25 protein-coding genes and 1 pseudogene are annotated in these 22,920 nt (G+C 71.8%); 16 read left to right on the top strand and 10 right to left on the bottom strand.

The annotated features are described in order from the left end of the window. Positions 1-40: 40 nt before the first annotated feature. Positions 41-709, top strand: a complete 669-nt coding sequence (locus tag OHV05_RS00775) for a CBS domain-containing protein (RefSeq protein WP_405015785.1) — start codon at positions 41-43, stop codon at positions 707-709. Between the two features lie 42 nt (positions 710-751). Here OHV05_RS00775 and OHV05_RS00770 read toward each other — a convergent pair whose 3' ends face one another. From OHV05_RS00770 to OHV05_RS00760, 3 genes are all read right to left on the bottom strand, one after another. Continuing rightward, positions 752-1,219 carry a hypothetical protein gene (locus OHV05_RS00770; RefSeq protein WP_405015784.1) on the bottom strand — a complete coding sequence of 156 codons (468 nt, stop codon included), beginning with the start codon at positions 1,217-1,219 and terminating at the stop codon, positions 752-754. A 180-nt stretch (positions 1,220-1,399) separates the two neighbouring features. After that, positions 1,400-2,098: a DUF6882 domain-containing protein gene (locus tag OHV05_RS00765; protein WP_405015783.1), complete on the bottom strand. Its 699-nt coding sequence runs from the start codon at positions 2,096-2,098 to the stop codon at positions 1,400-1,402. Positions 2,099-2,174: 76 nt separating this feature from the next. Further along, on the bottom strand, positions 2,175-2,723 hold the full coding sequence (locus tag OHV05_RS00760) for a TetR/AcrR family transcriptional regulator (protein ID WP_405015782.1): 549 nt from the start codon (positions 2,721-2,723) through the stop codon (positions 2,175-2,177). Between the two features lie 127 nt (positions 2,724-2,850). On the opposite strand from OHV05_RS00760, the gene OHV05_RS00755 reads away from it, so the two are divergent. After that, positions 2,851-3,159: a hypothetical protein gene (locus OHV05_RS00755; RefSeq protein ID WP_405015781.1), complete on the top strand. Its 309-nt coding sequence runs from the start codon at positions 2,851-2,853 to the stop codon at positions 3,157-3,159. A gap of 63 nt (positions 3,160-3,222) precedes the next feature. Further along, complete coding sequence (locus OHV05_RS00750) at positions 3,223-3,621, top strand: hypothetical protein (protein WP_405015780.1); 399 nt, start codon at positions 3,223-3,225, stop codon at positions 3,619-3,621. 95 nt (positions 3,622-3,716) lie between these two features. Here the strand turns inward: OHV05_RS00750 and OHV05_RS00745 are convergent, their stop codons facing one another. From OHV05_RS00745 to OHV05_RS00735, 3 genes are all read right to left on the bottom strand, one after another. After that, positions 3,717-4,124, bottom strand: coding sequence for a hypothetical protein (locus OHV05_RS00745; RefSeq protein WP_405015779.1), 408 nt, complete (start codon positions 4,122-4,124; stop codon positions 3,717-3,719). A gap of 214 nt (positions 4,125-4,338) precedes the next feature. After that, positions 4,339-5,133 (bottom strand): hypothetical protein, encoded by a 795-nt coding sequence (locus tag OHV05_RS00740; protein ID WP_405015778.1) that lies wholly within the window; start codon positions 5,131-5,133, stop codon positions 4,339-4,341. A gap of 144 nt (positions 5,134-5,277) precedes the next feature. Continuing rightward, positions 5,278-5,508, bottom strand: coding sequence for a hypothetical protein (locus OHV05_RS00735; protein WP_405015777.1), 231 nt, complete (start codon positions 5,506-5,508; stop codon positions 5,278-5,280). A 336-nt stretch (positions 5,509-5,844) separates the two neighbouring features. On the opposite strand from OHV05_RS00735, the gene OHV05_RS00730 reads away from it, so the two are divergent. Further along, a complete protein-coding gene (locus OHV05_RS00730) occupies positions 5,845-6,180 on the top strand; it encodes a hypothetical protein (RefSeq protein ID WP_405015776.1) in 336 nt (111 codons plus the stop codon). A 240-nt stretch (positions 6,181-6,420) separates the two neighbouring features. On the opposite strand, the gene OHV05_RS00725 is transcribed toward OHV05_RS00730, so the two are convergent. Further along, positions 6,421-6,981: a carboxymuconolactone decarboxylase family protein gene (locus tag OHV05_RS00725; RefSeq protein ID WP_405015775.1), complete on the bottom strand. Its 561-nt coding sequence runs from the start codon at positions 6,979-6,981 to the stop codon at positions 6,421-6,423. 214 nt (positions 6,982-7,195) lie between these two features. Between OHV05_RS00725 and OHV05_RS00720 the strand changes: the two genes are divergently transcribed. Continuing rightward, positions 7,196-8,032, top strand: a complete 837-nt coding sequence (locus tag OHV05_RS00720; protein WP_403037442.1) for an undecaprenyl-diphosphate phosphatase — start codon at positions 7,196-7,198, stop codon at positions 8,030-8,032. A 169-nt stretch (positions 8,033-8,201) separates the two neighbouring features. Here OHV05_RS00720 and OHV05_RS00715 read toward each other — a convergent pair whose 3' ends face one another. Continuing rightward, positions 8,202-8,852, bottom strand: coding sequence for a TetR/AcrR family transcriptional regulator (locus OHV05_RS00715; RefSeq protein WP_405015774.1), 651 nt, complete (start codon positions 8,850-8,852; stop codon positions 8,202-8,204). 141 nt (positions 8,853-8,993) lie between these two features. Between OHV05_RS00715 and OHV05_RS00710 the strand changes: the two genes are divergently transcribed. Beyond that, positions 8,994-10,271: a YncE family protein gene (locus tag OHV05_RS00710; protein ID WP_405015773.1), complete on the top strand. Its 1,278-nt coding sequence runs from the start codon at positions 8,994-8,996 to the stop codon at positions 10,269-10,271. A 7-nt stretch (positions 10,272-10,278) separates the two neighbouring features. Here OHV05_RS00710 and OHV05_RS00705 read toward each other — a convergent pair whose 3' ends face one another. Then, positions 10,279-10,773 carry a MarR family winged helix-turn-helix transcriptional regulator gene (locus tag OHV05_RS00705; RefSeq protein ID WP_405015772.1) on the bottom strand — a complete coding sequence of 165 codons (495 nt, stop codon included), beginning with the start codon at positions 10,771-10,773 and terminating at the stop codon, positions 10,279-10,281. 95 nt (positions 10,774-10,868) lie between these two features. Between OHV05_RS00705 and OHV05_RS00700 the strand changes: the two genes are divergently transcribed. From OHV05_RS00700 to OHV05_RS00670, 7 genes and pseudogenes are all read left to right on the top strand, one after another. Then, positions 10,869-11,321: an SgcJ/EcaC family oxidoreductase gene (locus tag OHV05_RS00700; RefSeq protein ID WP_405015771.1), complete on the top strand. Its 453-nt coding sequence runs from the start codon at positions 10,869-10,871 to the stop codon at positions 11,319-11,321. A gap of 68 nt (positions 11,322-11,389) precedes the next feature. Next, on the top strand, positions 11,390-12,040 hold the full coding sequence (locus tag OHV05_RS00695; RefSeq protein WP_405015770.1) for an SgcJ/EcaC family oxidoreductase: 651 nt from the start codon (positions 11,390-11,392) through the stop codon (positions 12,038-12,040). After that, positions 12,037-12,771: an SDR family NAD(P)-dependent oxidoreductase gene (locus OHV05_RS00690; protein WP_405015769.1), complete on the top strand. Its 735-nt coding sequence runs from the start codon at positions 12,037-12,039 to the stop codon at positions 12,769-12,771. The genes OHV05_RS00695 and OHV05_RS00690 overlap by 4 nt, the downstream gene beginning before the upstream one ends. Positions 12,772-13,684: 913 nt before the next feature. Beyond that, positions 13,685-13,984: a DUF4193 domain-containing protein gene (locus OHV05_RS00685; RefSeq protein WP_405015768.1), complete on the top strand. Its 300-nt coding sequence runs from the start codon at positions 13,685-13,687 to the stop codon at positions 13,982-13,984. Positions 13,985-14,371: 387 nt separating this feature from the next. Continuing rightward, positions 14,372-14,623 carry a hypothetical protein gene (locus OHV05_RS00680; RefSeq protein ID WP_405015767.1) on the top strand — a complete coding sequence of 84 codons (252 nt, stop codon included), beginning with the start codon at positions 14,372-14,374 and terminating at the stop codon, positions 14,621-14,623. A 1,209-nt stretch (positions 14,624-15,832) separates the two neighbouring features. After that, positions 15,833-17,101, top strand: a complete 1,269-nt coding sequence (locus OHV05_RS00675) for a hypothetical protein (protein WP_405015766.1) — start codon at positions 15,833-15,835, stop codon at positions 17,099-17,101. A gap of 144 nt (positions 17,102-17,245) precedes the next feature. Continuing rightward, a pseudogene (locus tag OHV05_RS00670) lies at positions 17,246-17,497 on the top strand (hypothetical protein); the annotation flags it as partial. Positions 17,498-17,526: 29 nt separating this feature from the next. Here the strand turns inward: OHV05_RS00670 and OHV05_RS00665 are convergent. Further along, positions 17,527-18,744, bottom strand: a complete 1,218-nt coding sequence (locus OHV05_RS00665; RefSeq protein ID WP_405015765.1) for a hypothetical protein — start codon at positions 18,742-18,744, stop codon at positions 17,527-17,529. A 343-nt stretch (positions 18,745-19,087) separates the two neighbouring features. On the opposite strand from OHV05_RS00665, the gene OHV05_RS00660 reads away from it, so the two are divergent. Genes OHV05_RS00660 through OHV05_RS00650 form a run of 3 tightly spaced genes read left to right on the top strand, consistent with a single transcriptional unit; the run spans position 19,088 to position 22,907 of the window. After that, a complete protein-coding gene (locus OHV05_RS00660) occupies positions 19,088-20,128 on the top strand; it encodes a polyprenyl synthetase family protein (RefSeq protein WP_405015764.1) in 1,041 nt (346 codons plus the stop codon). Beyond that, positions 20,125-21,090 carry a 4-hydroxy-3-methylbut-2-enyl diphosphate reductase gene (ispH, locus tag OHV05_RS00655; RefSeq protein ID WP_405015763.1) on the top strand — a complete coding sequence of 322 codons (966 nt, stop codon included), beginning with the start codon at positions 20,125-20,127 and terminating at the stop codon, positions 21,088-21,090. Before OHV05_RS00660 ends, ispH begins: the two co-directional genes overlap by 4 nt. Continuing rightward, complete coding sequence (locus OHV05_RS00650) at positions 21,087-22,907, top strand: 1-deoxy-D-xylulose-5-phosphate synthase (protein WP_405015762.1); 1,821 nt, start codon at positions 21,087-21,089, stop codon at positions 22,905-22,907. The genes ispH and OHV05_RS00650 overlap by 4 nt, the downstream gene beginning before the upstream one ends. Positions 22,908-22,920 lie beyond the last annotated feature (13 nt).

Below are 22,920 nucleotides of genomic sequence, written 5' to 3'. Positions count from 1 at the left end.
ACACCCGAGGCCGGCCGGTGCTCATGAGAGGAGACCGGCGATGCGACACCGGATCGTGGGAGAACTGATGACCTCCGCCGTCGTCCATGTGCGGCCCGACACCGGCTTCAAGGAGATCGCCGCGCTCCTGGCCGCACACGACATCACCTCCGTGCCCGTCGTCGACGAGCAGGACCGCCCGGTCGGCCTGGTCTCGGAGGCGGACCTGCTGCTCAACGAAGCCGCCGAGGAGGATTCCGCCGGGCTGTTGCTCACCCCATGCCTCTCGCCCGCCGACCGGACCACGAGCCGGGCCACCACGGCCGACGGGCTCATGACCAGCCCGGCCGTGTGCGCGAGGCCCGAGTGGACCGTGGTGGAGGCCGCCCGCCTGATGCACCGCAACCACCTCAAGCGACTTCCGGTGACCGACGAGGCGGGTCGCCTGATCGGGATCGTCAGCCGGAGCGACCTGCTACGGGTCTTCCTGCGGCACGACCGCGCGATCCGCGAGGAGATCCAGGGCGAGGTCCTGGCCCGCACCATGGGCATCCCCGCCGGCGCGATCGAGGTCCTGGTGCACGAGGGCGAGGTGACCCTCCGCGGCACCGTCGAGTACCGGAGCCTGCTGCCGGTCGTCGAGCGGCTGTGCCGCGGAGTGGACGGCGTGATCGCGGTCACCAGCCACCTCGGCTACCGTACCGACCGGACCTCCGTGACCCCTGGCTGACGGGGGCTCGGTCGAGGCCGGGCCGGTTCCCCGACACCCCTGTCAGAGGTGGGAAGTGAGCCCGGTGACCGGGTCGTGGGAGATCAGCGTCGGCAGCCGAGGGTCGTACCGGACGACCTCGGCGGTCAGCAAGGACCGTCGCTGACTGGCCGTCGCGACCTCGGCCAGGAACCGCAGGACAGCGGTCACCCCCGCCCCGTCGAGGACGTGGTCGGGCCAGACGGAGAACTCGATCTCCTCCTCGTCGTAGGGCAGGGCGAAGAACCACACGGCGCCGAAGCGGGCCCGGAAGGCAAAGCTCGATCCCTCGCCCTCCGGCTCGTCCGCCCAGACGCGGAAGAGGTCGGCGATGGCGGGACGCGCGGGATCGAGCTGGAGGTAGGGGTGTTCCACCTCGGTCTCGTCGGCTACCGCGCGCAGGTGTTCGAGGACCGCGATCCACTCGACGCGGGTCGTGTCGAGGACCCGGATGTCCCTCAGGCTGCCGTCGACGTGGAAGACACCGCACATCCACGGCTCGGGCAGGCACCGTGCCCGAGTAGGGCGTTCACCGGCGTGCAAGTCCTCGTGCGTCAACTCGACCTGTCCCTCGCGTTCGTCTCTCCCATGGTTCCGGCTCCTGCGACATCAGAAGATCCCCGTCCACGGCCTCGCCCACCGTCCGAGCCGGCCACACCGGCGACGCCTGCATCAAGCCTGGGCGGAGACCGGTCCGGCGTTGATGCCCGCGATCCGGCCGGCGGAGTCGAAGGAGACCACCGTGGCGCCCCCGCCGGGCAGTTGCGCGGTGATCCGGTCGGCGGCCTCCTGCACCGGGACGCCGTGCAGGGCGAACCAGCCGCTGACCACCAGTCGCGGCGAGCGTGCGAAGAGCTGTGCGCCGGTGAGCAGATGGCGCGGCATGGTGACCGGGTCCAGGCGCGCGGGCTGGAGTTCCGGGTCCTGCGGCACGAAGTAGACCCGGGTCTCCGGCCCGGCCTCCTGGCCGATGTAGCCGGGCGCGCCGAGCACCGCCATACCGAGGAAGGCCAGCGCCTCTGCGGCGCGGCGTGGATCGGCGAAACGGGCCAGCGACACGCCCTCCTCCCGCAGCTCCTCGATGCCGTGACGCCGGCCGAACTCGAGGATTCGCGCCGCGGCGGCGGTCACTTCACTGCCTTGCAGCCCCGGGTTGGCCCAGCCCCACAGCCAAGTCTGCTCGGCCAGGTCGTAGCTGCCCAGCAGCCCCACCCGAAGGGTTCGGCCGCCGGACTCGTAGCGGCACTGGTCTAGATCTGCCGTCCACGGCGCTGCGGGGAACGCCTGGCCGATCATGTCCAGCTGCTGTACGCCCCAGGCCGCGTGGTACTCGGCGGCGTGCAGGAAGGCGTCGGAGAAGGTCTCGGTCATCGGCGCAGCTTACGGCCCCGTGTGGGCACGGGGTCGGGGCAGGTCGGTCTGACGGGTGCTCACCTCTGACACCGGGTCAACCCGAGCCCGGGAGGGCGGAGAGCAGGGCTGCGGCGGCGCTGTCGAACGGCGCGATGCTGCCCGCTGCGCGACAGAGGATGTGGGCGCCTTCGAGCGTGACGATCATGAGGGTGGCGAGGTCGGCGGCCTGGGACGAGCCCAGGCCGGCCTGGGTGAGTTTTCCGGTGAGCTCGCCGACCCAGCCGCTGAACGATTCGGCGGCGACCGCGCGCAGGCTGCCCTGGTCGGCAATGGCTGCACCACCGTCGACGGTGACCGCCGCTACTGCGCAGCCGCCGCCCCCGGCGGATGCCTGCACCACGGGGCGGACGCTGCCGAGGAACGCCTCCACGACTTCGCGTGGTGTGCGGGCGGGCAGTGCGTGCAGGTGGCCTCGGACGTCCTCCCCGTTGCGGCGGGCGGCTTCGAGCGCGAGTTGCTGCTTGCCGCCGGGGAAGTGGTGGTAGATCGCCCCGCGTGCGGCCCCGCTCTCGGCCAGGACGTCGGTGAAGGACATCGCGGCCAGGCCATGGCGTTGCAGCAGCCCGATCGCTGCGCTGATCATGCGGGACTTCGTGTCCGCGGCCATCGCACTCCCTTGACTAGTACGAGCATCCTACTCCATGCTCACCTTGCTAGGACGCACGTACTAGTGGCGTGGGCCGTACAGGCCCCGAAACCGGAGGTTCGCGATGGGCAAGACGTTTCTCTACACCGAGATCCAGGTGGCAGTGCCGTTCGAGCAGTTCGACTGGCACCAGGTCAACGTGGCGCTGAAGGCCGCGCCGGGTCTGATCCGCAAGACGTGGCTGTCCGGGATCGGCACCCACACCATCGGTGGCTTCTACGAGTTCGACAGCGCCGAGAACGCCCTCGCCTTCGCCCAGGGCCCCTTCGCCGAGGAAGCCCGCCGCGCCGGAGCCCCGGCAACGACGCGACTGTTCGACGGTGACATCGTCAAGGACGCGAGTGTGGACCTGGACTCGCCCTACTACACCTGACACCTGATCTGCGCCGGCAGGAGACTCGGCAAGCCGGTGTCGGTCCTGGCGTAGGGTGGCCTGATGCTCGATCAGCTTGAGATCAGGGTGATACCGCCCGGGCACCGGTTCGCCGCCCAGGTGCGGTTCTGGGTCAACGGCGAGGACGTCGTGGAGGCCGCCGTCGGGGCGGGAGGCCGTGGCCCGTACGCAGTTGATGTGCTGTTTCCCGATGGCTGCGGTCCCCTGCATGCGACCGGCGAGCCGCGACGCGTGGAGCTGGGGGAGCCCGAGTGCACAGGCGACTGCTGTGGTTTCCTGTCCGTGGTTGTGCAGCGGTCCGGGGACGTCGTGCAGTGGTCGGACTGGGAGCTTCCGTACATGGAGACGACGCGGCCGCTGGAGCTTCACTTCGACGCCGACGAGTACGAGACCGAGCTGGCTCGCGCTGAGGCAGGCCGACGGTGGCAGGTCCACACCTAACTCAGCATCGGCGCCGCACCCGGTCCGGCCGGCCAGGGATCCACTCGACGGCGTAGGCATGGCCAGAGGCGGCTTTCCCCAAGCGGCTACCCGACTTACTCGGGGGCCACAACATCAGTCACGGTGATCGTGACGTTCCATGCCGGGACTGGATCCGGGCACTTTTTCGGATCGGCCGCCTCGTCCGACTCCGTGCACGTGGCCTCAGCGGTGATGTTGGTGGTGCCTTTCGCTGCGGCTTTAAAATTCCCCGCCTGTTCACCGTCCAGTGCGACGACAGCTTTCTCGGAGGAAGTCGGGGCGCCATACGTGATCGTATATCCATCCCCGGCTTCGTCGCCGAGTTGCACGGCAGCGTATTGGTCGACGGTCAGATTGACGGTCCTTCCGTTGTCCGCGTTCCCGAGCTTGGTGACATCCGCCGGTACCGCAGCAGAGGAAGCGACCCCCATCAGTGCCATGCCCAGGGCGAGCGGAGCGATCAGATATCTGAGTGCCCTCACAACCTTATCCTTTGAACTTTGAATCCCGCGGCGTCTCACATCCTCGGCACACGCCGAGATCGGAACGCACAACCAAGATCTACACCGGAAACCGGAGACCGGCCTGCTCCAGCACCCGAAGTGCCCCTCAGGAGTGATCGAGTTCGAGTGATCGCTACGGCCAAAAGGGCTATTCGGTCTGGAATCTCAGTGCGCCAGACCATCACAATCATCCTCATTTCATGGCTGCATCAGGAACAGGTGCCGAGCTTGTTCCTTGACCTCCGGCTTGTCGGCCTTCTGGATTGGCCTGTCGTGGCGCCGCGCCGCGTGGGAGCATCTCGGCATGCGCCTGATTGCTGATGGGGCCACACCGACCTCGCGGTTGGTGCTGGTCGAGGACCTTGAGGCCGACAACGGCTACGCCTTCGAGCCAGCTGGACCGCTCTTCCTGGCCGTCGGTGATCGGATCAGCTTCGAGGACGGCCGGCTTGTCGTCTTGCAGGCGAGCGGAGAGCGGCTGTTGCCCGCCGGCGACTGGTCCACCCGCTGCGGAATCAGGGCTGGCCGCCGCAGCTGACAACGCCGCCAACGCCCATCGGGCGAGGTCGACGCCGAGGCACAGCGCCTGTCCCGGTCGGCACCCGCCGACCCCGCAAGAGTTGCCCCCTCGGCCCGATCCCTCACCATGGCGGGCCTCCGTGCCGAGCAACGCGCTCGACATGCCGATCCTCAGCGCGAGGACCAGCAGGTAGCGATCCTTCTCCTCCGAGAAGGTCTCCGTACGACCGCAGACCGCCTGGCCGTAGCCGCGGATCCAGTCAGGCATATGGTCCTCCCGGGTCTGCGGATCGACCGCGAGCACCAGCACCGCGACGTCCGCCGAGCCCGCGAGCCTGCCCGCCAGCTGGACCGCAGACAGGCCGGCCGCCGCGTCCGGGGCCTCCCCGAACTCCGTGAGGGCTCGGGTGAGTTGGTCCGTTCCGGGGATCGGCACGTAGGGCGAGGCCTGTTGCTGATGGTTCGCCATGCCGGGGCCGTACCGAACCGTCGAGGGAAGCAAAAGTCCACGGCGGACACGCCTGGCAGCCGGAGGTGGTGAGCGGACGCCGACCCTGAGGGGCCGCCGAAATCCTGCCCCAGGCTATTGGACGCTCACACCGGATCGGTCGGCCTACGCCACGCCGGGGACGACCTGGCCGCCGACGATGTGAATCCGGGCGGCGCGGGCGTGGCCGTCACAGACGATGTACCGGCCGCGGTCCCCGGCCTCGACGGTGTGGGTGGCCGGCTCCACGCAGGCCGCTTCCATCCGGTCGTAGGGCCAGGTCTCCAGGCAGGACGGGGCCGCGCACCAGGTCCGCTCGGCGCTGGAGGCCAGAGTGGCACCGTGCTCCGGGCACACCCACCCACGGCACCGAGCACCGGCTCGGCACCCGGACGCTCTGCTGCGCCTGTTCGTAGGCGGTGGTGTCGGTCATGCCGGGACTCCAGCCCCTGCTCCGCCGGGCCGTCACGGGTCGGGGGCCGCGTTCCGCTGAACGCCGTCGGCTCTGTCCGCTACCGTGTACGTGCGGTCAGTGACCGTGGGCCCGGCTCGCCAGGCCCGGCGACCGTCCGGCCCGTGCACGCGGCCGAAGGTGCCCCGCGCTGAGCCGCCAGTTTCACCCTTCGCTCTTCCGGCCGACGCCTTCCTGCGAGGCGGGTCACGGGATCGCCGCAGCCCTGGAAGGGACCTGTCATGCCGAAGGACCACGCCCGCAAGAGCGCACTCGCCGCGATCAAGAGCACCTACAAGCTCACGCACACCGACGCGATCGCGCTGCTCGACCACCCGGACAAGGGCGAGCGCATCCTCCTGCGCGACATCTTCGAGGGTAACGAGGACATCACCACTTACAAGGCCGCCGTCGACCTCCTCGCGCAGCGGCGCAGCGCCGCCGACAGCGCGGACACGGACGAGCACGACGAGCACCTGGCGGACTTCGACTTCGGCTGCGAGGCGTGCGGGTACGTGGTCGAGGGCTTCCACTGCTGCGACTGCGACGCCGACCACGAGTACGCGTGTGCCTGCTGACCCGCCGGTAACCACGGGCGCCGCCATAGAACTGGTGTGGCGTGGCCTGGCGGTGTTCGCCCTGCCGCCCGGCGGCCGCCGCCCCGAACCCGGGTGGGGCGCCTCGGCCGGGCAGGGATGAGGTTGCACCGGGCGGCCGCCGGGTGCCAGCTCCTCGCCGACAGATCCTGTTGAGGACCCGGGGTCAGTCAGTCCTTGAGTCAGACCCCGCCCAGAAGACGCTCGTGAACATCATCACTGTCAGTCCTCCAGGGGGACTCGGAGGGTGCGGAGGGTGGCGGCGAGCATCCGGTACTGGCCGACGAGGATGACGAGTTCGATGAGTTGCCGGTCGTCGTACAGCCGGCGCAGGGCGTCCCAGGTGTGGTCGGTGAGCTCGCCCAGGTCGTGGATCTCGTCCGTTGCGCGCAGGACGAGCAGGTCCTCGCCGTCCCAGCGGCCGTCCGGGGCTGGGGAGTTGAGGGAGGCGATGGCCTCCTCGCTGAGGCCGGCCGCGCGGGCGAGGGGGACGTGGTGCGCCCACTCGTACGTGCAGGCGGACCGGTGGGCGGTGCGGAGGATCGCGAGTTCGCGTGCGCGGGCCGGGAGTTGACCGGTGAGCAGCAGGGTGCCCGCGAACCCCACCCAGGTGCGGAACAGTTCGGGGTGGCGCGCCAGCACCGTGAAGACGTTCAGCGGGGCGTCCGCCGGGCCGGGGACGGTGAGCGGGAGCGTTCGGGCGATCTCCTGCCAGGTGTCGGGCGGGACCGGTTCGATCCTGGGGGAGGGGCCGCCGGGTCGGGGTGGGGTCGGTGCGGGCATGGGCGTCCTCGGGTCCTGAGGGGGCGTCACGGATGCGTGGTGACCGGGCTCTCACGGTACCCACGGGCGCGTACGTTCCGGAGCAACCCGGCCGCCCGGGGCGATTGGACGGCGGCGCCGCGCACGTCTACATTCCTGTAGACGCATGTGAGGGGCGGAGTGCCGACATGTCGGTCTCCTGCCTGTTTGCCCGATGTCCTTGGGAAGGGTGCACGTGAGCGCGATCACTGTCGGACAGGCGGTTGTCCTGGGCATCGTGGAGGGGGTGACCGAGTTCCTGCCGGTCTCCTCGACCGGCCACCTGAAGATCACCGAGGGGCTGATGGGCATCCCGGTGGACGACACCTCCGTGGTCGGTTTCACCGCCGTCATCCAGGTCGGGGCGATCGCCGCCGTGCTGCTCTACTTCCTCAAGGACATCGTGCGGATCGTCTCCGCCTGGGGGCGCGGCCTGGTGAACCGCGAGGAGCGGTACCACCACGACTACAAGTTCGCCTGGTGGGTCATCTACGCCACGATCCCGATCGTCGTGGTCGGCCTGGGGGCCAAGTCGCTGATCAAGGGTCCGCTGGCCTCGCTCTGGGTGGTCGCCGGTTCCCTGATCGTCGGCAGCGGCGTGATGTGGGCGGCCGACCAGATGGGTCGTCACAAGCGCGGCGAGGACGACACCTCGTTCAAGGACGCGATGATCGTCGGCTCGGCGCAGATCCTGGCGCTGCTCTTCCCCGGCTTCTCGCGCTCGGGTGCGACGATGTCCGCCGGTCTGATGCTCGACCTCGACCGGGTGGCCGCCACCCGGCTCTCCTTCTTCCTCGGCATCCCCGCCCTCACCGGCGCCGGCCTGTACGAGCTGAAGGACGCCCTGGGCAGCGGGACCGGCACCCTGCCGCTGGTGGTCGGCACCGCGGTCTCCTTCGTGGTCGCGTACGCCTCGATCGCCTGGCTGCTGAAGTACGTCGCCAAGCACTCGTTCAACGTCTTCGTGATCTACCGGATCGTCATCGGCCTGCTCCTCTTCGGCCTGCTCGGGACCGGCGTGCTGAACGCCTGACCGGCGGGCGGCGGCTCGCGGGTTCAGGCGAGGGCGGTGGCCGGCAGGGTGAAGACGGTGACCAGGACGACGACGCGGGCGTAGTGGTAGCGGTCCCAGCGGTCGCCATCGCCTGACCCGCTGTCAGGCGGACGGCCACTGGCCGTCCCGGTGCGGGCGGGCCGGAGGACTACCGGGAGCTGTCCGGCCGAACCGGCGGGCGGACGGCGCCGAGCAGCAGGGTGACCAGCTCCTCGATCACCTGGTCGAGGGTGGCCTCGAACTGACCGGCCGTCCAGTCGTGCAGCAGCCCGTTGACCGCGCCGATGAACGCCGTCGCGGCGATCCTGAAGTTCCGCGGCGCGGCCTCGCCCCGGGCGACGGCCGCCTCCGCCTCGGCCACGATCAGCTGCACCCAGCGCGAGCGCCGGAGCAGCCGCTGGCGCTCCAGCTCCTCGCTGACGCCGATGATCTCGACGAACGCGATCCGCAGCCGCCGCCGGTCCTCGGTGGCCGCGGTGACGTAGGCCCGCAGCACGGCGCCGATGCGCTGCTCGAAGGTGCGACCGGCCGCGTCGCCGAGCGCCCGGAGCACGGCCAGCTCGGTCCGGTCGTTGACCAGCAGGTGCAGCTGCGCGAGCACGTCCTCCAGATTGCGGAACTCCTCGTAGAACTGACGGGTCGACAGCCCGGCCGCCTCGCACAGCCCCGTCACCGAGGCCGCCCGGTAGCCGGGCCGGTCGCCGAACTGTTGCAGCCCGGCGGCCAGGAAGCGCTCCCGCCGCTCGGTCCGCCGCTCCTGTGCCGACCTGCCGCCATACGTACCCGTGGCCAGTCCCACTGCCCCAACCCTCCGCCGTCCCCTGCCGATTGTCGCCTACCGGGGTCTTGCCAGGGGCGCCGCGGGCTCCCTACCGTCGAGTAGCGCCAATCTGACTATCAGTCTTTTCAGACTTCTGTGTGCATCGGCGAAGGAGCCGCGATGTCCCCCATCCGTTCCAGGCGTTCCCGGCACGTCCGAACCCTCGGCGCCCTCGCCGCCGCGCTCGGCCTGCTGGTCACCGGCACCGGCGCCGCTGCGGGCACCGGCGGCCCGCAGGGCACGGCGCCGCCACTGCGGGAGGTGATGTTCGTCGGCAACAACTGGGACGGCACCGCCGACGTGATCCGCTCCGGCGGCGACCTGGCCAGGATCGGCCGGGTGAACGTCGTCCCGGACCGGGACCAGCGCCTCACCGAGATCTACCTCAACCCGGTGAAGCTCGCCTACTTCCTCGGCATCCGGCTGGGCCCCGGCGAGGGCCACGACCAGTTCGTCGACGACATGTACTCCACGCCGGACGGCTCGTCGGTGGTGGTCTCGCGTCCGAGCTTCGCCGACGTGGTGTCCATCGACCTCGGCAGCGGCCGGATCAACTGGCGCTTCCCCGTGTCGGGTTACCGCTCCGATCACATGGCGGTCTCCCCCGACGGCACCCGGGTCGCGGTCTCCGCCTCCACCTCGAACACCGTGCACGTCCTGGACATCCGGACGGGTACGGAGCTCGGCTCCTTCCGCACCGGCGACAAGCCGCACGAGAACCTCTTCGCCGAGGGTGGCCGACGGATCTGGAACATGTCGATCGGCGAGGTCAACACCGCGCTGGACGCCCCGTGGCTGGACTGGACGAAGGGCGACCGCCGGATCACCGTGGTCGACGCCGACACCCTCGCCCCGGTCAAGGTGATCGACATGCGCGAACGGCTGGATGCCTTCGGCCGCTCCGATCTCTCCGACGCCGTCCGGCCCGCCGTCTTCACCCCCGACGGGTCGGCGCTCTACTTCCAGGTCTCCTTCTTCAACGGCCTGGTCGAGTACGACGTCGCAGCCGACCGGATCACCCGGGTGAAGACGCTGCCGAAGAACCCCGCCACCAGCGAGGACCGCACCACCTGGGTCAACGACTCGCGGCACCACGGGCTTTCGGTCAGCCCGGCCGGCGACAAGCTGTGCGTGGCGGGCACCATGGACGACTACGCGACCGTGATCGACCGGGCCACCCTGCAGGAAGGGCCGCTGGTGCCCGCCGCGAAGCCGTACTGGGCGACCGTGAGCGGCGACGGGCGGTCCTGCGTGATCTCCGAGAGCGGCGCCGACCAGGTCACCGCGATCGACTTCGCCACCGGCCTGCGGTCGGCGACCGTCGCGGTCGGCGATCACCCCCAGCGGGTCCGCCTCGGCCACGTCCCGGCCGCCTGGACCGGGGTGACCTCCGGCTGATCAACCGTCAGTCCTCGGCCCCGGCGCGGGACTTGCCGCGCCGGGGCGCAGCCTTGCCGCGGATCTCCTCGGTGGCTGCCCGGAATGCGGGTGCGGCGCGGGCGAAGTAGTCGAAGAGCACCGCCTGCTGCTCCGGCGGGTAGCTGCCGATCAGCGCCGCGATGTGCCGGCGGGCCGGGCCGACCACGTCCTCGACCCGGTCCAACGCGTCCGGCACGGGCTCCACGATGACGCGGCGCCGGTCCGCCGGGTCGGCAGTGCGCCGGGCGTAGCCTGCCCGTTCGAGCCGGTCGATCAACCGGGTGGTCGCCCCGGTGGTCAGCCCGGTGCGGGCGGAGAGCTCACCGGAGGACAGGCCCCCCTCCAGGGTGATGAGGCTGAGGGCGTACCACTCCGAGGTGTGCAGGCCGGCTGCCTCCGCGCTGGCGAGCCCCTGGAGTCCGACCGCGTCCAGGTACTGCCGGAAGACCGTGTGCGCTCCCGCGCCGTCGCCTGTTGCCATTGCCCGGATCTCCCTCTACTTTAATATCTGCACGCATGCAGATACTGCATGTGAACAGCATCTGCTTCAGTCTAACCAAAGGGGAGTGGTCCGTCATGCAGTCCACCAGCGAGTCCGTCGCCGTCCAGGCTGTGCTGAACCGGTTGGTCGACGCCTGGGGGCGCCAGGACGCCGAGATGTACGGCGAGTTGTTCACCGAGGACGCCACCTACGTCACGTACGTCGGCACCTTCTACCAGGGGCGCCACGACATCGTGGCCAGCCACCGCGCCCTGTTCGACGGCTTCGCCAAGGGCACCAGACTGGCCGACGAGACCCTGGCGATCCGCTTCCCCGCCCCCGGCGTGGCGGTGGTGAGCGGCCGCGGCGACACCTACAAGGGCAGCCGGCCCGCGAAGCTCAGCAAGATCCAGACGTACACGCTCGTGCTCGGGGCCGACGGCGAGTGGCGGATTGCGGCCTTCCAGAACACCAGGCGCAGGCCACTGACGGAGGCCGTGTCCCACCGGCTCGCCCCGGGGCTGGTCCCGGTGGCCGAGCGCCGGTGACCCGCACCGCCCGCGCCACCTGCACCGCCCCTGGCACCCTTTCCGCCCCGAACTTACGGAGACCTCCGATGCCCACCGCCCAGCTCACCGCGCCCGCCAGCACCGACACCACCCCACCGCGTCCCGGCAGGTCCCGCCGGCGAACCGTCAAGCGGGTCCTCGTCGCCACCGCGCTCACCCTTGGCCTGACCGCCGGCGGCGGCTACCTCTGGCTGTCCGCCGCCTCCGACGTCAAGGTCACCGGCACGGCCACCTGCGCCGAGGTCCAAGCCGCCGGGGCGGGTGACCGCGACGCGGTCTGCGCGGTGCTGTCCGACCTGAGCCGGGCCTGGGGCGACGCGGACGCCGACGCCTACGGCCGGCTCTTCACCCAGGACGCCACGTACACCACCTACATCGGCACCCACTACCAGGGCCGCGCCGACATCACCGGGGCGCACCGCGCCCTGTTCGGCGGCTTCCTCAAGGGCACCCGGCTGGCCGACTCCGTCCTCGGCATCCGGTTCCTCGGCGACGACGCGGCCCTGGTCACCAGCCGGGGCGACACCTACACGGGCGCAAGGCCCGGGGAGCTGACCAAGGTCCAGACGTACACCCTGGTCCGCGAGGCCGACGGCCGGTGGCGGATCGCCGCCTTCCAGAACACCCAGCGCCAGGCCGTCATGGAGAAGGGCTCCTTCCTGCTGGCCCCCGGCACCGTGCCGCAGGCCGAGAGGTGAGCGCGCGCCACGCCCTGGTCACCGGGGCCGGCACCGGGATCGGCCGCGCCTTCGCCCGTCGACTGGCCGCCGAAGGCTGGACCGTCACCGCCGTGGCCCGGCGCGAGGACCGGCTGCTCGCCCTCCTCGACGAACTCGGCCCCGGCCACCGTCATCTGGTCGCCGACCTCACCACCGCCGACGGACTGGCCCTGGTCGCCGGCGAACTGACCCGCCGTCACGTCGACCTTCTGGTCAACAACGCCGGCGTCGCCCACCACGGCCCCTTCGTCCACACCGCCGCGCCGGCGGCGGTGGCCGCCCTGCGACTCAACTGCGAGGCCGTCGTCACCCTGGCGCACGCCTTCCTCGCCGGCGCCCGCCGGGGGGACGCCTTGGTCAACGTCTCGTCCACACTCGGGTACGCCCCGACCCCGGGCCTCGCGGTCTACAGCGCGGGAAAGGCCCTCGTCACCGCCCTCTCCGAAGCCCTCTGGCACGAGCAACGGCCGTACGGCGTCCATGTGATGGCCGTCTGCCCAGGACCGACCGCCACCGAGTCGGCCGCCGCGCGCAACCGGGACGTCCCGAAGGCCCTGCTCCAGACCCCCGAGGCAGTGGTCGCCACTGCCCTGCGCGCGCTGCACCGCAGGACCCGTCCGACCGTCGTCCCCGGCACGGCGAACTCCCTCTTCGCCCTGGCGGCCCGCCTGCTGCCGCGCCGCGCGGTACTCGCGATGCTCGGCCGCTGACGCCGGCCACGGCGAGCAGGTCGGGCACGGCGACAGCGGACTCCGTGCAGACCGGCACGCCGATCGCCCGGACGGCCCGCCACTGCCAGCGGCCGGGACAGGCAGCCGGACGGACGGGCCGGCGGGCGACCTCAGCCGGCAGGGGGTCCGGGCGGGGACGTCCGGGGGATCGGCGTGCCGGTCTGCACGGTGACGCAGTACGTACCGCTGCCGGGCGGCGCGACCTGACCGGGTGGGCACGTGGTGGGACGTGCCGGGACGTAGCTGATCGTCGGCCGGGGCCCCGGGTCGGTGCCCGCACGGCGAGTCGTGGACGGCTTCGGGGTCGCCGCAGGCGCAGGCGTACGGGTTGTCGCCCGCGCCGGCTGCGGAGGGGTCGGTGACCGGACCGGCTCCGGTGAGGCACTGGGGGAGAGGCTCGGTTCGGAGCTCGGGGTCGGGCTCACGCTGGGGAACGGGCCGACTGTGGGGGTGAGGCCGGCAGGCTCCCGCACGGGTGCGGCGGCCGGAGTGTGACCACCTCGGAGCCCAAACCCGCCGATACCCGCCAGAACCAGCGCGCCGGCCCCGATCATCAGGCCGAACGGGAGCCCGCGCAGGCGCCCCGATCGGGCCGACTCCCGATCGTCATTGCCCTCTGCCACCGTCGCGCCCCCGTTCGCTCAACCGTCTCAACCTTGCGGATCCTAGCCGCGTTGGAGGCTCCGCCCGCCTCTCAGGTGCGGCGCGGGAACTGGCCGTGGTCGGAGCTCATGCCGCACCCTGGTCTCCACGGCCGCCAGGTCAACTACACTCCGCACATCACTGCGGACATGACGTCAGCGGGGTACCGCACCCCGGACCAGGACGAGGCACCCGGTGCTGGTGGTCGGCTTCGGCGGCGACCGGCTCGATCACAACGACAGGACCATCTGTGGCAACCGATTACGACGCTCCGCGCAAGACCGACGACGACAGTTCGACGGACAGCATCGAGGAGCTGAAGGCCCATCGCAGCGACAAGGCGGCCTCCGCCATCGACGCCGTCGACGCCCTGGAAGCCGCCGACGGATCGGAGCTGCCCGGCGCCGACCTCTCCGGCGAGGAACTCACCGTCGCCGTCCAGCCCATGCTGAACGACGAGTTCACCTGCGCCAACTGCTTCCTCGTCCACCACCGCAGCAGGCTCGCCCGCCTCAAGAACAACCAGCCGATCTGCAACGACTGCGACTGACCCACCCGTCCCACGGGCCCCGGGCCGGCGTGAGGCCGGACTCCCGAAGGTGGGGTCCGCCTCCGCCGGCCGGTCGCCTCGCCGGACTCTGTGCGGAGCGCGCGGTCGGCACTGCCCGGTGCGGCCGCGTGGGTGATTTCCTCGAACAGCACTCGGTGGTCCATGGCTCCCGGAGTGTGACGCGGTCGTCACTGCGTGCCTCCGGCTTCTGGCGGACTGTCGGATGCCGGAAGGGGTCGGGGTAGAGGTTTCGGGCGCGCTATGGTTACTCTGAGAGTGTGCGATGCAACTGAGAGTGATAGTGGGATGATGGACCAGGTCAACCCGGATGACCATGCCGCCTGTGCCCTGTCGTCGGGCCCGCCGATGGTTTCGGGAGCGGACGAGGTGACCCTTCCCCCCGCAGTGGTCAAGTGCATGGGCCGCACCTACGGGACCGCCCCCGCCCAAGGCGCGGTGGCCGTCACCGACATCACCGACATCACCTGCCCCGTGCCGCTGGGCGACGCCCTGCCGGACGGCACCGGTGCCTGGGAGGTCCGGAGCGTCGGCGGAAGGGACCTCGCCCCGGCCCGGGACCTGCTGCACGCGGTCTCGCTGCTGCGCGGGTTCCACTGGCCGTCCCATCACCTGCGCTGACCCGACCGTCAGCCGATTCGGCGCGCTCGACATCTTCAACGGCCGGTACCAGCAGGTGCTTTGGTGGCTCGGCCGGGTCGGTGTCCGGGCTTGCCTTCGTGGGCCTCGGAGTGACCGTTCCGGTCGGCAGTCGGCGCCATCGCACGTGGTCGGTTCGTCCCGGCCGGCAGCGGCACCGCTGGCGGCACCCCCGAGGCGGCCGGTGGCGCTCTCCGCCGGCCGGGACGGCGCTGGGTCAGGGCAGGTCCGGGCGGGGCCGGCGCCCCGCCGGGCCGTGTCCGGCGCCAGCTCCACCATGCTCGGCCATCCGCTGAGCGCCGCCGGACGGGCTCTTCCGGTGGCCCGTGGTCGAAGCTTGTCCGGCTTGCAACAGTGACGCCCTGTCAGAGGTCGGCCTGTCCTGTTTTGCCCGTTACGTCCCCGCTGGGCGGCGGGGTGCGCGCACCCGTCGAACGTCGGACCGCAGCGGGTGTTCTCCGCGCGGACGGAGACGCAAAAGTTATGCTCCGGACGCCGGGCGACGTTCGACGGCGGCCGGGCCGTACGCGCAGTCGGGCTGCCTCGTGTGCAGGTCAGGGTGGGTGAAACCTCGGTGGTATGTATACGTGCCATATGATCGGGCGCGGTCCGCAAGGGCTGTGGGGCCTCGGGCTGTTGAAAGACGGCCGGTGTTGAACGGCGGCTGGACGCTACGTCGCGGCCGGGTTCGATGGCCGGGGGGCCGGTGTGCGTACCAGGCGTGCAGTCGGCCGCAGTCTCCGCAGGTGACCGGTACGGACCGGCGGCGTCCGGCTGTGGTGACCGGCGCGGCCCGGCCCGGGGCAAGGTCGGGGGTGGGCCGCCCTGGTGGCGCAGGGGGGTGACTTTCGCCGGGCAGTTCGCCGTAGTGGCTGGTGTGAGGTGAGGTGAAGTCGCGTCATGAGGGGCACCGACGCCGACGAGTGGGGCTAGATTCTCTGCCCTGTAGTGACGGAGCGTCACTCTCCGGATCTCACCGAGTTGTTGAACTCGCCGGCGGGAGGGCGCCTGAGGCCGACTCCCTGCCTGCCTGGGTGCCAGGTGTTGCTGTCTGTTCGCGTGCGTTCGACGATGTGAGCGAGGTGATCACTCCAGGCCGTGCTGACGTTTCGGAAGGGTTGTGACGTGAAGAGAACCTGCAGGTTCGATCAGTGGAGCGTGAGTCACCCGACAGCAGCGACACAGGTACTGGTGGCGACGGCCTTCCGTCACCCGCTGCGGGGGCCGGTCGACTGCCCGGCGGCCGAGTTGGTGGGCGGGGTCCTGGCGAGGCGCGGATTCGAGGTCCGCTTCCTGGCTTTCGACGAGCACCGATGGGACGAAGGCGACCGCGAACGGGCGGGCGGGACCGTGATGTCGGCACTCTCCTTCCGCCTGGGCGACGGCCGGGTGCTCGGGCTGGCTGCCGCCGGGGCCGGCGCGGGGGAGGAGGCGGCCAGAGCAGCGGTCGAGGAGTGGGCGACGGTGCTGCGTACCCGGCGGATGATGGTGGCCGGTGCGGACCCGCTCTGTCCGGGTGAGCGGGCGGAGGCCGAGACGATCCGGCGGTTGGCGGCGGCCGGCCGGTCGAGGCTGTTCGTGCTCGGTACTCCCGCGTGGGGGCGGCTGCACGGTGCGGGACGTCCTGAGGTGCAGGTGGTCCGGGACCTGGCGGCCGTCCCCGACGGCGCGACGGTGGTGATAGCCGCAGCCGGGGTGGCGGCGGCCGCCAGGTCGGAGGCGGTGGGGCGTGGGTTGGAGGTGGTCGACGCGACCTGCCCGCTGGTGGGCGCCGCGCATCGGGAAGTCCGACGGATGGCCGGGCAGGGGGAGACCGTCCTGGTCGTCGGGCATGCGAAGGGTCCGGCCGCCGGGCCGATGCTCGGGCAGGCGCCGCAGGTCACCGCGCTGGTCGAGGTGGCGGCCCAGGCGGACGGGGTGCCGGTGGCGGATCCGGGCAAGGTCGGGGTGGTGATCCAGCCGGGTCTGCCGCTGGAGGAGGCGGAGCGCCTGGCGGAGCGGATTCGCGCCAGGTTCGGCCACGTCATTCCCCAGGACCCCGCCACCTACTGCCATGCCGTCAGCGACCGCAGGGCGGCGCTGCGCTCGCTGGCCGAGCGGTGCGACCTCCTGCTGGCCGTCGGGCCGTCGGGCGATCCGGACGTGGCGCGCACACTCGCGGTGGCCCGGGCGGGCCGGGCGGTGGTCCGGCATGTGGAGCGGGCGTCGGACATCGAACCGCACTGGCTCGAGGGAGTGGCGGTGCTCGGGCTGGCCCCGAGTTCGGGGGCGCACCCGGGGACGGCGGCGGGCCTGCTGTCCGTACTGGAGGGGCTCGGGCCGAGCAGCACGGACGTGCACGAGGTGACCACCCGGCCGTGGGCGGATGCGGATCGGGCGCTGGTTCCCGGCGGTGAGCCGCTCGCCCTGGTGCCGGAGGTGCCGGGCGATTTCAACGCGCCAGCACGTTTCGGCAGGTAGCCCACCTCGGCCGCGGTCAGGAGGGGACGCGCACCGCGTTGGCTGAGTGCGCCGGTTCGGGCGGGCGCCTCCGGTAGGACGGAGGCGCCCGCGCCCGGCGCCCACTCAGCCGAAGGAGCCACCACCGAAGGGCTCGGCGCCCGGCTCCCCGCGGTCTGGGAGTACCTGACGATGCGCCAGCTCGACAACTTCCGGCCCTGCCTGACGATCACCGACTCGGTGGCCGGCTACGAACTCCCCGCCGAGCTCCACGCTCGCGCCGACGTCCAACGCCACCACCCTCGTCAACGACCTCTGGACCGGTTCCTGGACGGCCTGGCGGCCCGGGTGGCCGGCAAGCACCGCTGGCACCAGACCAACACCGATCGCTGCACCCTTCCCGACTACTGGACCTGAAAGAGCGGCAGGACCTCGGGAGCGCCCCGTCAGCCCCGCCTGGGCGAGGTGGACGGCCTCCCGGCGCGTGGCGCGGGGAGCTGTCCGGCGCGCAGCAGCACTCGGCGGGCGGCCGGCTCCCGCTGGTAGGGGCGCAGCCCGGTGCGCAGCTCGCGCAGGGCCTTGTCGCCCCGGGCCGACGAGACCTGGGGGTAGTCGTCGAGGAACCTGTCCCAGATGGAGCAGGCGAGTTCGAGGTGCCCCTGGCCGAGCTGGAGTCCGGCCAGGCGGGCGGTGGTGAGCATCCGGGCCCGGCGCTCCTGCCGCGGGCGATGGCGCAGTGAGGTGGCCAGCGCCCCGCAGGCCCCGCGGATGTCACCTGCTGCGGCCAGTACCTCCGCCTCCTGGTGCGCGAACGCCGCCAGGTGGTAGCCACCCAGGGCCGCGCCGCTCCCTTCGCTCTGTCCCAGCAGCCGCTCGGCCTGGCCGAGCCGGATCAGGGCCAGTTGCCGGTCGCCGGTGGCCGCCAGGGCGAGCGCCTCCTGCCCGGTGACGAAGGCCGCCGACCGTGGCGGCAGGCCGCCGGTCTCCCGGGCCGCGGCCTGGGCGAATTGGAGCGACTGCTGCACATTTCCCAAGTAGTGCGCCTGCACGCTCATCTGGCGCAGGGTCATGGCGTAACGGGGGCGGTCGCTCACCTCGGAGGCGAGCTGGGCGGCGATTCGGAAATACGCCTGGGCCGCGCCGTGAAGGTTGGCGTCGAAGGCCGTGAAACCGGCGAGGTAGGCGAGGTCGACGCTGGCCTGACGGAATTTCCGGCTGACCGACGGTGCGGCCGGTGCGGCCAGATGGGCGGCGATGTCGGTGGAGAGGTAGGCGGTCAGGGCCGGGCGCAGGTGGGCTCCGCCGAACACCTCGTCCGCGTCGGCGAACAGGGCCACCATCAGCTCGGCGGCCTGGATGTGCGCCGTTCCGATCCGTCCGCGGGCGGCTTCCGGGCGGGGGCGCCTGGCGACCTCCGGCAGGTCGGGATCGAGCAGGTACGGTAGCCGGCGCAGGGTCCGCAGCCCGATCGGGGTGTCCTCGGTGAGCTCGCGCAGCCGGTCGTGCGGGGCCGGGAGGACCGGCAGGGGGTCGGACGGGCCGGCCCGGGGGGCGAGCCCCGCCTCCTGGAGTCCGATGCCGCGGCCGAGTTCCCGGGTGAGGACCTGGCAGATCAGGGCGCACACCTGGTCGCGGGGCCGGGTGCCGGCCAGCCAGTGGGCCACGGCCGTCCGGTCGTAATGAATGGTCAGTGCACAGCGGACACCTTCGGCGTTGACCGATTGTGCCAATTTATGGCCGGTCCAACCGGTCTCGTCGAGCAGCGATCGAAGTTTCAGATTCGGCGTTCGGCGGAGATTCAAGCCAACCCCCTGATCGCGGGCCGATGGCTGACGGAAAATCAGATGTTCAACAGCTGACGGGATTTCAACATCCCGCGCGCCCCCACGGGTTCCGCGCCGCCGGGAAATGGAGCGTACTGGCTACTGTGGACGCCGACCGGCCCCGTGGCAAGTACGCCCGGTGAAGTCCTGATCGCTGTCCAGGAGGACGGGAAGGGGACCGGTGATGACCGCCGTCACTGCCGAGAACGGTGAACACCAGAGCGGGCCTCTCCTGGACCGGGCGCGCGGGCTCGTCGATGCCCTGTTGCGTACCTCGGTCCAGGAGATGCCCCCCAGGATGCGGCTGGTCTGCGGCTACCAGCTCGGCTGGTGGGAGGCCGACGGCCGCGCTCGAACCGGGGCAGCGGGCAAGGCGCTGCGCCCCGCGCTGGCCCTCGCCGCGGCCCGGGCGGCCGGCGGGGTAGGCGCCGACGCGGTGCCGGCGGCGGCCGCCGTCGAGCTGGTGCACAACTTCTCGCTGCTGCACGACGACGTGCTGGACCGGGACGAGACGCGCCGTCACCGGCCCACCGCCTGGAAGGCGTTCGGCACCACCGACGCGATCATGGCCGGGGACGCGATGTCCGTGCTCGCCCCGCAGGTGCTGGCCCACCACGACCACCCGGCACTGGCCGAGTCGGTGCGCCGCCTCGGGGTCTGCGTCGCCGAGCTGTGCGAGGGCCAGCACCTGGACTGCGCCTTCGAGCAGCGCGTCGAGGTCAGCCTCCCCGAGTGCCTGGAGATGGTGGCGGGGAAGACCGGCTCACTGCTCGGACTCTCCTGCGCGCTCGGCGCGCTCGCCGTCGGGGCACCCGCCGGGACGGTGACGGCGCTGGACGCCTTCGGCCGCCAGCTGGGCCTGGCGTTCCAACTGGTCGACGACCTGCTCGGGATCTGGGGCGACCCCGCCGTCACCGGCAAGCCCGTCGGTGCCGACCTGCAGGTCCGGAAGAAGTCCCTGCCCGTCGTCGCGGCCCTGGCCGGCGGGACCGAGCCCGCCCGTCGGCTGCGCGCCCTCTACACCCTGCGCCGCCCGCTCAACCCGGCCGAGGTGACCCGGGCCGCCGAACTGGTGGACCAGGCCGGCGGCCGGGCCTGGGCCGAGGAACAGGCCCGGCTGTACACGGTCTCGGCACTGGAGACCCTCGACCGCGCCCTGCTGCCCGGCGGTGACGGCACCGCGCTGCGGGCGCTGGCCGCCATGATCACCCGGAGGAAGCTGTGACCGCTGAGCCGGGCCGACACCGGTCCCGTACCGTACTGCTGGCCGCACCCCGGTCGTTCTGCGCCGGGGTGGAGCGGGCCATCGACGCGGTGGAACGCCTGCTGGACGCCCCCGGCCGGTCCGAGCCGGTGTACGTCCGTAAGCAGATCGTGCACAACACCCACGTGGTGGCCGACCTGGCCGGGCGCGGCGCGGTCTTCGTCGAGGAACTCGACGCCGTACCCGAGGGTGCCACCGTGGTCTTCTCCGCCCACGGCGTCTCGCCGCAGGTCCGGGACGAGGCGGTGGAGCGGCGGCTGACGGTGGTGGACGCGACCTGTCCGCTGGTGGCCAAGGTGCACTCCGAGGCGCGGCGCTTCGCCGCCCGGGGCGACACCGTCGTGCTGATCGGGCACGCCGGCCACGAGGAGGTGGAGGGCACCCTCGGCGAGGCACCGGCGTCCACCGTCCTGATCGAGACACCGGAACAGGCCGCCGGGCTGGCGGTGGCGGACGACTCCCGGGTCTCCTACCTCACCCAGACCACGTTGGCCCTGGACGAGACCGCCGAGGTGGTCCAGGCGCTGCGCACCCGCTTCCCGCTGCTCCAGGCCCCACCCGGGGACGACATCTGCTACGCGACGACGAACCGTCAACTCGCCGTCGAGGCAGTGGCGGAGCGGTCCGACCTGGTGCTGGTGGTCGGCTCAGCGAACTCCTCCAACTCGGTGCGGATGGTCGAGGTGGTCCGCCGCCGCGGCACCCCCGCGCACCTGATCGAGGACGCCGGCGGCATCGACCCCGCCTGGATCGAGGCGGCGGACACCATCGGCCTGTCCGCCGGGGCCTCCGCGCCGCCCGCCCTGGTCGGCGAGGTGATCGAGTTCCTGGGCCGGTTCGGTCCGCTGACGGTCGAGGAGCACATCACCACCGTGGAAGACATCACCTTCGGACCGCCCGCACCAGTGAGGGACCACCCATGACCGTACCCACCACCGTCGGTACCGCGCCGGAGCTGCGGCAACCCGACCTGCTCGCCGGCCTGGACGGCCCCGAGGACCTCAGGAAGCTGCCCGCCGACGGCCTGCCCGAGCTGGCGGAGCAGATCCGGGCCCTGCTGATCGACAAGGTCAGCGCGGTGGGCGGACACCTGGGCCCCAACCTCGGGGTGGTGGAGCTGACCCTCGCGCTGCACCGGGTGTTCCGCTCGCCGCACGACACCCTGCTGTTCGACACGGGCCACCAGTGCTACGTGCACAAGATGCTGACCGGCCGTCAGCACGACTTCGACGGCCTGCGGCAGGCCGGCGGCCTGTCCGGCTACCCGAGCCGGGCCGAGTCGGTGCACGACGTGATCGAGAACAGCCACGCCTCCACGGTGCTGTCCTACGCCGACGGCATCGCCAAAGCCCGCGCCCTCAGCGGCGAGGGCGACCGGGCGGTGGTCGCCGTGATCGGCGACGGCGCGCTGACCGGCGGGCTCGCCCTGGAGGCACTCAACAACCTCGGCGCCGCCCCGGGCCGTCCGGTGGTCGTGGTACTCAACGACAACGGACGCTCCTACGCCCCCACCGCGGGCGCGCTCGCCACCCACCTGGCCGCACTGCGCGGCGGCGCGGCGGCGGGCAACCTGTTCGAGCAGCTGGGCCTGGCCTACCTCGGTCCGGTCGACGGACACGACACGGCCGCGCTGGAGCTGATACTGCGTCAAGCCCGGTCCCTGGAGAGACCGGTGGTCGTCCATGTGGTCACCGACAAGGGCCACGGCTACCTGCCGGCGCTGGCCGACCGGGCCGAGAAGATGCACGCCGTCGGTGTGCTGGACCCGCTCACCGGCCTGCCCCGTTCGGCGGCCGCGCAGCCCACCTGGACCGACGTGTTCGCCGAGCACGTCACCGAGTTGGGCGCGCACTACTCCGACCTGGTCACCATCACCGCCGCCATGCCGGGGCCGACCGGACTGTCCCGCTTCGCCGACCGCTTCCCCGACCGGTTCTTCGACGTCGGGATCGCCGAGCAGCACGCGGTGGCCAGCGCGGCCGGCCTCGCCACCGCCGGCGCGCGGGCCCTGGTGGCGGTCTACTCGACCTTCCTCAACCGGGCCTACGACCAGGTGCTGATGGACGTGGCCCTGCACCGGCTGCCCGTCACCTTCGTGCTGGACCGGGCGGGCGTCACCGGCCCCGACGGGCCCAGCCACCACGGGATGTGGGACATCCCCCTGCTCGCCTCCGTCCCCGGCATGCGGGTCGCCGTCCCCCGTGACCCGGCCGGCCTGCGGACCCTGCTCGCCGAGGCCGTCGACGAACAGGAACACCCCACCGCCGTCCGGTTCCCCAAGGCCGTCGCGGGCTCCGACATCGCGGCCCTGCACCAACTGGGCCCCGTCGACGTCCTGTTCCGCTCCACCGTCCACGAAGTCCTGATCGTCGCGGTCGGGCCGTTGGCGGACGAGTGTGTGAAGGCGGGTCGGTATCTGGCCGACACCGGTATCGGGGCGACGGTGGTCGACCCGCGCTGGGTGCTCCCCGTACCCGCCGAGCTCGTCACCCTCGCCCGGCAGCACCGCCTGGTCGTCACCGTCGAGGACAACATCCGCAACGGCGGCGTCGGTGCGGCCGTCGCCCGGGCGCTGGCCGACGCCGGGGTGCACGTGCCCGTCACCACCATGGGCCTGCCGGCCCGCTTCCTGGAACACGGACCGCGCGCCGACCTGCTGGCCGCCGCCGGACTGACCGCCAAGGGCATCGTGCACACCGTGCTGTGCGCCAGGGCCGACCGGCCCCACCCCCGTACCTGAGCAGTCGAAGGAG

This window comes from Kitasatospora sp. NBC_00070 (assembly GCF_045041205.1).
Classification (GTDB): domain Bacteria; phylum Actinomycetota; class Actinomycetes; order Streptomycetales; family Streptomycetaceae; genus Kitasatospora.
Note: the sequence above shows the minus strand (reverse complement) of the source record. Positions and strands in the feature narration are given on the sequence as shown.